13 protein-coding genes are annotated in these 8,984 nt (G+C 30.1%); all 13 read right to left on the reverse strand.

Features of this window, described 5'->3' with window-relative positions; genetic code table 11:
• Positions 1-2 precede the first annotated feature (2 nt).
• On the reverse strand, positions 3-182 hold the full coding sequence (locus BMX09_RS00995) for a hypothetical protein (RefSeq protein WP_089745742.1): 180 nt from the start codon (positions 180-182) through the stop codon (positions 3-5).
• Positions 183-447: 265 nt separating this feature from the next.
• A complete protein-coding gene (locus BMX09_RS10360; protein ID WP_281242642.1) occupies positions 448-570 on the reverse strand; it encodes a hypothetical protein in 123 nt (40 codons plus the stop codon).
• Positions 571-963: 393 nt separating this feature from the next.
• A complete protein-coding gene (locus tag BMX09_RS01000) occupies positions 964-1,746 on the reverse strand; it encodes a hypothetical protein (RefSeq protein ID WP_089745744.1) in 783 nt (260 codons plus the stop codon).
• 18 nt (positions 1,747-1,764) lie between these two features.
• On the reverse strand, positions 1,765-2,427 hold the full coding sequence (locus BMX09_RS01005; protein WP_143054355.1) for a hypothetical protein: 663 nt from the start codon (positions 2,425-2,427) through the stop codon (positions 1,765-1,767).
• Positions 2,428-2,436: 9 nt separating this feature from the next.
• Complete coding sequence (locus tag BMX09_RS01010) at positions 2,437-2,928, reverse strand: hypothetical protein (RefSeq protein WP_089745748.1); 492 nt, start codon at positions 2,926-2,928, stop codon at positions 2,437-2,439.
• Positions 2,928-3,566, reverse strand: coding sequence for an ABC transporter ATP-binding protein (locus BMX09_RS01015; protein WP_089745750.1), 639 nt, complete (start codon positions 3,564-3,566; stop codon positions 2,928-2,930). Before BMX09_RS01015 ends, BMX09_RS01010 begins: the two co-directional genes overlap by 1 nt.
• A gap of 1 nt (position 3,567) precedes the next feature.
• Positions 3,568-4,233 carry a hypothetical protein gene (locus tag BMX09_RS01020; RefSeq protein ID WP_089745752.1) on the reverse strand — a complete coding sequence of 222 codons (666 nt, stop codon included), beginning with the start codon at positions 4,231-4,233 and terminating at the stop codon, positions 3,568-3,570.
• Positions 4,226-5,032, reverse strand: a complete 807-nt coding sequence (locus BMX09_RS01025) for a hypothetical protein (protein WP_089745754.1) — start codon at positions 5,030-5,032, stop codon at positions 4,226-4,228. The genes BMX09_RS01020 and BMX09_RS01025 overlap by 8 nt, the downstream gene beginning before the upstream one ends.
• Before the next feature lie 95 nt (positions 5,033-5,127).
• The gene (locus BMX09_RS01030; protein WP_089745756.1) at positions 5,128-5,529 is read right to left on the reverse strand and encodes a hypothetical protein; all 402 of its coding nucleotides are present in this window, start codon (positions 5,527-5,529) and stop codon (positions 5,128-5,130) included.
• A 237-nt stretch (positions 5,530-5,766) separates the two neighbouring features.
• Complete coding sequence (locus BMX09_RS01035; protein WP_089745758.1) at positions 5,767-6,528, reverse strand: LytR/AlgR family response regulator transcription factor; 762 nt, start codon at positions 6,526-6,528, stop codon at positions 5,767-5,769.
• 3 nt (positions 6,529-6,531) lie between these two features.
• Positions 6,532-7,836 carry a GHKL domain-containing protein gene (locus BMX09_RS01040; protein ID WP_089745760.1) on the reverse strand — a complete coding sequence of 435 codons (1,305 nt, stop codon included), beginning with the start codon at positions 7,834-7,836 and terminating at the stop codon, positions 6,532-6,534.
• Positions 7,837-8,013, reverse strand: coding sequence for a hypothetical protein (locus BMX09_RS09995; RefSeq protein ID WP_177159480.1), 177 nt, complete (start codon positions 8,011-8,013; stop codon positions 7,837-7,839).
• 596 nt (positions 8,014-8,609) lie between these two features.
• A partial coding sequence (locus BMX09_RS01045; protein ID WP_143054356.1) for an RNA-guided endonuclease InsQ/TnpB family protein occupies positions 8,610-8,984 on the reverse strand: 375 nt, incomplete at its 5' end.

Raw genomic sequence — 8,984 nt, forward strand, 5'->3', positions numbered from 1 at the left:
ATTTATTTCTCTCGATCTGGTAATTTAGAAAATATATCATCTAAAATCCATCGTACTTGTGGGATACTTCTGTCTTTTGCATTATATTCAATTTTATCTATCTCGTTTGTTGCGGCTTGTGCTGTTGGTGAACTAATCCCTACTCCTGCTATTAAAAGCATTGTTATAAATATTTTTTTCATAATAACTCCTCCTAATTATATAATTATTATTTTTACTTACAGTATTATACCAAACTTCACTTCTTTTTTTAATAACAGTCTTGAACTGTACTTTTTTGTTCCTTAACTGTATATTTTTTATGATACATCTACCACCAACACATTACTTGAATTCAAAACCAAATCATGTCTTTTTCAGCATTAAACCGTTATTTATATAATTGGCCTATTCAATAAAAATACCTCCAGAATATTCTGGAGGTGGTGTTACGTGTGTAGTGATGACTTATTTTTGCTCTTTATCATTTTTCTTCAATTTATCTATCGTTTTGAACAGAATCCCTACTGTAATAAACAATAATATGGTTTGTATAGCTAATAATATCATTATAATCATCATAGAATCCATCGTCTCTCCTCCTCGTCCAATACTTTTATTTTTCTAATTCTCTTAATTTACTTATAGCAATTCCTATCAAAGCTATTATTACGCCATCCATACCAACAATTACAGTTAAAAAGCCGATTAAAGGTAAGCAGTCCATCCGTATCCCTCCTAATATTTATTATTTTTCAAATTCAGTATACATCATCTTTTCCGCTTTGAATCGTATTTGCCTAAAACATCAAAAATTGAAGTGTTTTGCAAAAAATCCCCCTCAAAGATAGATTGGTAAGTCTAACTTTAGGGGGTTATCTATCAAAAGTGGTTACTTTTATATTTGCCACAATTAGCGAAATTAAATTGGCACTACCACTTTTTCTGTATTTTATAATCAAAAAGTACTTCGGAAATTCATTCTTAATTCGAAATACGTTCTAACTCTGCTAAGGACTGTTGCGGAATTTTTTGATCAATGAGATAGATTGTTTGCTTTACTTTAGTAATAACTAACTCATCTTGTTCAAGAACAATCATTTTCAAACTATAATTCTTCTTATCAAAATAATAGTTCCACCTACCATAACTATAATTAGATTTTTGTGGCGGAACATCGACAGTAATAATATAATCATCATCTTGTTCTTGTAATGCTGCTGGATATTGCTTTATCCAATTATAAAGACTTGTAAATAGGATACTTGGCATCACTTGTTCAGCTAATTCTCCTTTGATTTTCTCAAATTCTCCCCCTTTATCATTCATATACATATAACCATTTTTATAGGCAACAATATTAGCTTCTGAATCATTTGAAGCTTGTGTCTTTTCAAAATACAATTGCTGTTCTTTATCCAAAAAACCATTAATGAACACTTCTTGATATCCTTCAAAATCAGTGCATTGATATGTGAACTGTAAAGTATGTAACTGATTCATACTAGCATAATGATGCATCATAATTTGATAAATTTTATCAGTATCAACCGTTTTATCTACACCAATAATACTCTTCTTATCCCATCCCATGACGATATCCATATAGTCATTAGATGTGAAATAAAAGTTAGTTCCAAGCGATTTCTCGATTGTTTTTATTTTATGTTGTTCAAACATATTGCCAATAGTATCTGCCTTTAAATAAAGCCCTGCAACTAAAAAAATAAACATACCAATAATTCCAAAGCTTATTTTTTTCTTCATATTTTCACACCCTATCTATTAATGATGTTGCGTATTTTTCAATAATTCATAATATCCATATACTAATAAAGCATTAATCAACATACTTTGCACACAAAATAATCCTAATGTCATCGTATTATAATCTTCTATTACTAAAAAATTATCCACTATCGGCATTACCGTCAAACTCGGCAATGGTAATCCTAAAATAAATGTTATAATAACCGCAATAATCGGGTGTTTGAGTAATAATTCTAAAAGACAATTAATAAAACTACTGATGAACAAAATATTAATGATTGGAATAGACTTTATCAAGCTATATAAGAAAATTCCACTAAAACCATTACACTCCCCTGTAGCAACAGCAACAGCTAATTCACTGATAATAAGAATGAGATTCACTACACTAACTACCAACAGAATGATTTCCACTCGATAATAAAAATAATTTTTGTATCTAATGCGCATCCATTCTAAATCACTAAATTGGGGGATCATTCGATTTTGGATTAATAATGTTAATGGAATTAATAATAATCGCCACAAATTCACATCCGTTTTTAGCGCAATCACCTCTGTTGGCGATAAATCCATTGTCTTTTGAAAAATAATCATTTCTGATAGTAAGATTCCTATTAGCAAAACTAGCAAACTCACACTAACCATTACTTTAATACGATATCCTCTAATCCGCATCATATTCACCTACTTTTCTACCTCTGTAATAAAACCATAATGAGTCGAATCAACCATCAAATCATCTGGCAAAGATAATACTAATTTGTTACTACCTTCAACCAATTTATCTGGTGAGAAATGAAAATAATAAATAATGCCATCAGATAATATCGTTTGTGAAGCAAAAATATAACTACTACGATAATAGTCATTCAGAATTAAAGTATAGCCTGCATAACCTGCTTTAGATAATTTAGGAGCTTTTATTTCTACTTTAAAAAACACATCATCATACTGCTTTTTTTCTACTAATTTTTTGGTAAATAGCATTTCTTTTTCTTCTGCACTTGCTGGGGTAATCATCGCATTAACCGTCTGTCCATTGATATCAAATGGCTCACCTAATTGATGATATAACGGCTCTATCTGTTGAGCTGTGACATTTATCCAAGCTATTCTTCCTAAGCAAATACTCGCTCCCAACAATACCATCATAATCACCTTCTTAGTTAATGGCATTATTCTTCACCTACCATTCGTCCATCAGAAATCAAATAAGTGCGTGTCGTAATTTGTGACATAACATACTCATCATGACTAGCAATAATAATTGTCTTTCCTTCTTTAGCTAACTTTTTTACCACTTCAATAAAATGAATCATAGCTTCTTTATCTAAGCCATTTGTTGGTTCATCTAATAAAATTAATTGTTGATTTTCCATAACCGCCTGAACAATCGCTAATTTTTGTTTCATTCCAAGCGAATAATTAGCCACTTTAGTATCCTTAGCAAATATTATTCCCATTCTTTCCATATAATAAGAAATTTTTTCTTCATCTACATGATTATTCAAACTTGCCAAATAAACTAAATTCTGCCAACCTGTATAATATGGAATAAAGTCCGGAGTTTCTATAATCGCTCCTGTTAATACTGGAAGTGGTTCATTAAAGACTACTGGTTGCTGATTCAAATAAATCTCACCTTCAGTTTTACGTATTAATCCTAAAATTGTTTTTAGTAACATGGTCTTTCCAGAACCGTTTGGACCAACTAAACCAATAATTTCACCAGATTTCGCTTCAATATTTATATCTGATAAAATTGGTTTATGCTTAATCATTTTCGTTAGATGTTTTACTTGTAAATGTGCCATACTATCCCTTCTTTCCATAAAGTTCATAACGTTTAAAGATTACATATGTGACCAGTAAAGCTATCACTAATAATATTATTCGAGTGAGTAATGATTGAAAATTAACCATTTCACTTGGATAAGTTGGCAATAATATCGCTCCATGATCTGCATAAAAAGATAGTATTATCATAACTAACATTATTAAAAAACTAATATTCGTTCTAAACACAAGAGATACTATTACCCCGATTAATAATAATGTCGCTATAGCACAAACAAATTCTATTAAAAATATCGTCCATGCACCTAATGAATAATGTGTATGCGATAAAATCAAAGCAAGTGAAATAGATATAATACAATAAGTCATTACAAAAATAAATAATGAACTCATAACTTGCCAAAAATGCTTACCTTTCATATCTTTACGCACCATTTCAAAAATATTTAGGTCTGTCAATTGATCATTAAAATAATTCAACGGAAGTAAACAAGGTGTCAAATAAATTAATAACCAATGAATATTTTGAAATAAATTTTCGCCTTCTTCCCGTGAAAATACCAATATGGCTTCTTCACTAAAGATTGCATTCATCATAAACTGAATAAGATATAAGATGAATAGTGGTAAAATAATATACTTAGTTTCATGAAAATACCTCAAACGATATTTTACTTTATCCATCACTATATTCACCTCTTGTTTGTTTATGCCAAATAACAAAAATTATGCTTACTAGTCCTAGCCATATAACTAAATTAACCATTACCTGACTGATCGTAAAATTAGTTAATTCCCTTAAAGTTAAGTAACTAATAGGGTTTATTGCTCCTTTATTAATGATATTTGCTACTAAAAATAAGGCATATACTACTAAAAACGGAGCCAATATTTCAAAATATTTTGTCTTAATACGATATGACATCACCAGACCAATCTGCGCTAGCAATCCTCCTACAAGAAATAAAAATACTACATATACAAACCATAGTAATAAAGGATGATAAAATAATAATTGCAGCAACCAAATTTGTTTTGTACCAAATCCAATGTATGATTGTAATATATCCGGATTAGTCATTGGGTACAACATAAAAAAGATTAATGAATGAAATAGATATGGAATAATAACTGCACTGCCTCCTAATACGAATGATTGAAATAGTTGTGTATTATAATATTCTTTACGACCAATTCGACCCAAAATTGCGGGGTGAAAATTTATTTTCTTATCATTAACAAAAATACCTGAGCCAAATAGTGCTGCTAATAACGGAAGCGAATAAATATACATTGATGTACCATAGCCTGTCATATCAAAACCAATCATTCTGAAAAATACAGAAGGTTCATAATTATAATTAAATTGATTAAACGTGATATATTGAATGGTCGTTAAAGCTAGTGAGTACACAATCAAAAAAAGTGTATTCCAACTAGAAAGAATCCTTTTGATATTATTTTTAAATAAATTATGATTCATAGCCTACACCCCTTTCTAAATATAATGATGTTAATAAAAAGAAGATAGCTCTAGCATTATATTAGAGCTAAAATTATCTTCTTTATTTTTACTAATTATACGCTGTCTGGACTCCAAACTCCGGTAGCTCTACCCCACCACATAGTTGACTTAACCGCTAAGCGAATTTTTTTATAGCCTTTTTCATATGCATATTGTGAAATAAAACGTTCTTGCCCTACATTAACTGTTACAACAGATGAATCTATAATATCCTTTTTACCATGCGTAACACACCAACAATCTACACTTCCATTATTGCTTACACTGTCTAATTTTACATATGCATAAGAATCATCTAACTTATTTCTAGAACTAGTATAATGCGTATTACCAGTACCAATTTTATAACTAAATGACCATGATTCATCACTATGATTATTGGCTAAAGCGAAATTTGTACTACCTATTAGTCCACAAGCAATGACAATTAATATTACTTTTATATGTTTTTTCATTAAAATTACACTCCTTTTATTTTATTCAATAATCATAAGTTAACAAGATTTACCATACACCTCCCAATAGTTATTTAACTTATCATTATTTTTCAAATTCAGTATACATCATCTTTCCCCCTTTGAATCGTAATTGCCTGAAAAGTCAAAAATTGTAGTGTTTTGCAAAAAAACACTTATCGAAACAAACGCTATATTGTTACTACAGCGCCATACTCCAATAAGTGTTTGCATTATTTATTTTATTAATATATTTTGTAAATATTTTTTTACTTGTCTTGTTTTATAATAAGAGATCGGACATCTAGCACCATTTGTAAATACAATGGATTGTTTGGCAGTATCCAAATTTTCAATATGCTTCGGATTTACCAATAATGATCTCGATACTTTATAAAGATAGCCTTTTGTATCCAAACGACAAATATCAGCTATAGTCCCGTAAAATTCAGTTCGACTATCTTTTCCCATTACTACTAATCCATGAGATTTTCCTTCTGTTTGAATATAATATATATCTTGATACAAAAGATCAATCCCCACATTGCCTTGATAAGAATACACTAATCTATCTTGTTCTGTCATATGATCACCTTGACGATATTTACTTAATTCAAATTCCAAACATTCTTGAATTCGTAAGGTCATTTCATCTTGTGGCATATCTTTAACAATAAAGTCGGTAGCATTCAGATGCATTTTAAAAGCTACCGGCATTGCTTCTGACATGGTTGTAATAAATGCAATAGTCGCATAACGATTATATTGTCGAATTTTTCCGGCTAATTCAAATCCATAGTCTTTTATTGATTCAATCTCTAAATCAATAAAATATAAATGGTATTGCTTTTCGTTTTCTAATAACCGTTCACAATCATCAATACTTGTATAAGAATCTATTTGAAAATGATACTGATTTTTCATTGCATATTTTAGAATAATATTTTCTAATCTGGCTAAATGATGAGCATTATCTTCTATCATTGCTATTTTTAACATCTTTTACCCTCTCTTCCTGAACGTTACCACTTGAATAAATCTATCGCCAGTGATTCTAGTTTCTAATTTAGTTGATTGTGTTTCAGCGGTAATGCGACGTAAATTCACCAGTCCTACCCCACGATTCTTGCCTTTAGTTGAGTAACCATTTTTCCAAATAATTTGCGAGTTTTCAAATGTCGTTGGATCATACGTATTCTCAATTCGCACACTAACCTCATTATTTTTAGCTACCAAAGCTGCAATTACTAAAGGATTTTCCGCTAAAACAGTTGCTTCTAAAGCATTATCTAATAGAATCGTTAAGATGCGAATAACATCAATTAACGGCGCATCAACTTTAGGAATCTCACCCACTACTTCTAAACGGAATGGAATTTGACTTTGTTTTGCCTGAACTAATTTTTGCGCTAATACATTACGGAATCCTAAATCTTTAATATGCGTCAAATTGAAACCACTATAATCATCACGAGTTAATGTTTGATTCATTTGCAACAAGGCAGACTCATAAATTTGAGTAATCTCAGCTATATCTTGATTTTTGATAGCTGGTCCCAAAGTTGCAACAATCCCAGCAAAATCATGACGAAAACCACGGACTTCACCATATAAATCGCCCAATTCATCAATCATCTTATTTAAGCGTTTGATAGTATCCGTATATTGGAATTTCAATTGCTGATCTCGCAAATATAGCATTACCAATAAAGTAATAATGAAGATAGATAATGATGACGTAATTTTAATCCCAGTGTATAAATTATGATAATTTATATCTGCTAAAATAACTAAGAAACGAACCCCAACTAATACAATAAAGTAATCTGTTATTTTTTTAATTATTGGCAAAAACTTTTCAGATTCAATAATTTTTTGATTCAAGCCAATTAAATGATGAATCGTTAAAGCTAGTACCAAGGCTATTAAATAAACCGCCATGCGAAAACCTTCACGGTAAAACATCATCCATTGTTCACTATCAATAAAATGATATACTAAACTAATAAAAAAATAATAGATTGATTCATAAACTAAAAAAACATATAAGCTATAAAATAAAGCATAGCGACTCTCTTTTTTTACTTGATAGCGGAAAACAATATAATAAAATACTAGGTAACCGAAGAATCCTATTTGAAAAAAAGATCCTCCAACATAAAATATAAAAATATACAACCAATTAATTTTTTTCTTTAAAACTATCGGTTCGATTGTGTTAGCAATTTTTAAACGTATACCTAAAATAGCGATGACGGAAAATAATATTCCAAATGTTTCGCTAATTAATTCAAATATATTATTCATTTATAAATCTTTTCCACAAAAACCTGGTATTTTACACCACAAGTCTTCAAGAATATTTCTATATTGGATTACTTCATTATGCGCAATTTTTTCTACTTCATTTGTTGCAGCTTCTACTGTTGGTAAACTAGCTACAATCCCTACTACTAACACCATTGTCACTAACATCTTTTTCATGATAATTCCTCCTCAAAGATTATAACTTTTTTTCATCATTATTGTATCATAAGTTCATTTAAGATTGTCGTATTTGCCTGAAATGTCAAAAATTGTAGTGTTTTGCAAAAAAAATACCCCCTCAAAGCTAGATTAGTAAGTCTAACTTTAGGGGGCGTGGTGATTTTTGATTGACAGAAGTGGTTAGTTTTATATTGTTCTTAACACGTATTTCAAAAAAATATAAACTATTACTACAACTAGATTCAACAGAATATACGAGGGGAGAGCTTCCTTAAAAGTTTTATGCCTATTCCCGATTCTTATATTATTATTATATGCCACTAACAATATAAGTGTAGATAAAGTTTTATTATGAGCTGTAATAATAAGTAGGATAAATATAATGATAAAAATCATAATTTCTTTTATAACTTTTTTGTCATATAATCACTTCTTTCAAAGTGAACTACACACTAAGCTAAAGCTTAGGTGCTTCTTGCTTCATCCTCTCCTGCGTTTCCTAATCTAATCTAATTGATTATTCCTCCGTCTTACAAAAAGTCCACAAGCGTATAAGTTTGGGTAGTTCCTACCCTACTATACTCTATTTTTTATTATGCACTCATGAGGATTCTAAGTCCTTCGTTTTTTATATTCAGTGCAGCGTTTATATCTCTATCTAACTCAAGACCACATTCACAACAATATGTTCTATCCGTTAGGTTGAGATGTTTTCTATTGCCACAATGGCTACAAATTTGACTCGATGGATACCATTTATCTACTTTTACTAAGTATTTACCTCTATCCAATAATTTATACTCAAGCATCGTTTGGAAGAGTCCGTATCCATTGTCTAATGTTGCTTTCCCATTACCGAACCCTTTATTTGATATAGCTTTCATATTAAGTGATTCTATACACACGACTTCATACAAGTTGGCTATCCTTGTTGATTCTTTATGTAAGAAATCTAGTCTTTGGTTCGA

Source organism: Granulicatella balaenopterae (assembly GCF_900111135.1).
Taxonomy (GTDB): Bacteria; Bacillota; Bacilli; order Lactobacillales; family Aerococcaceae; genus Granulicatella; species Granulicatella balaenopterae.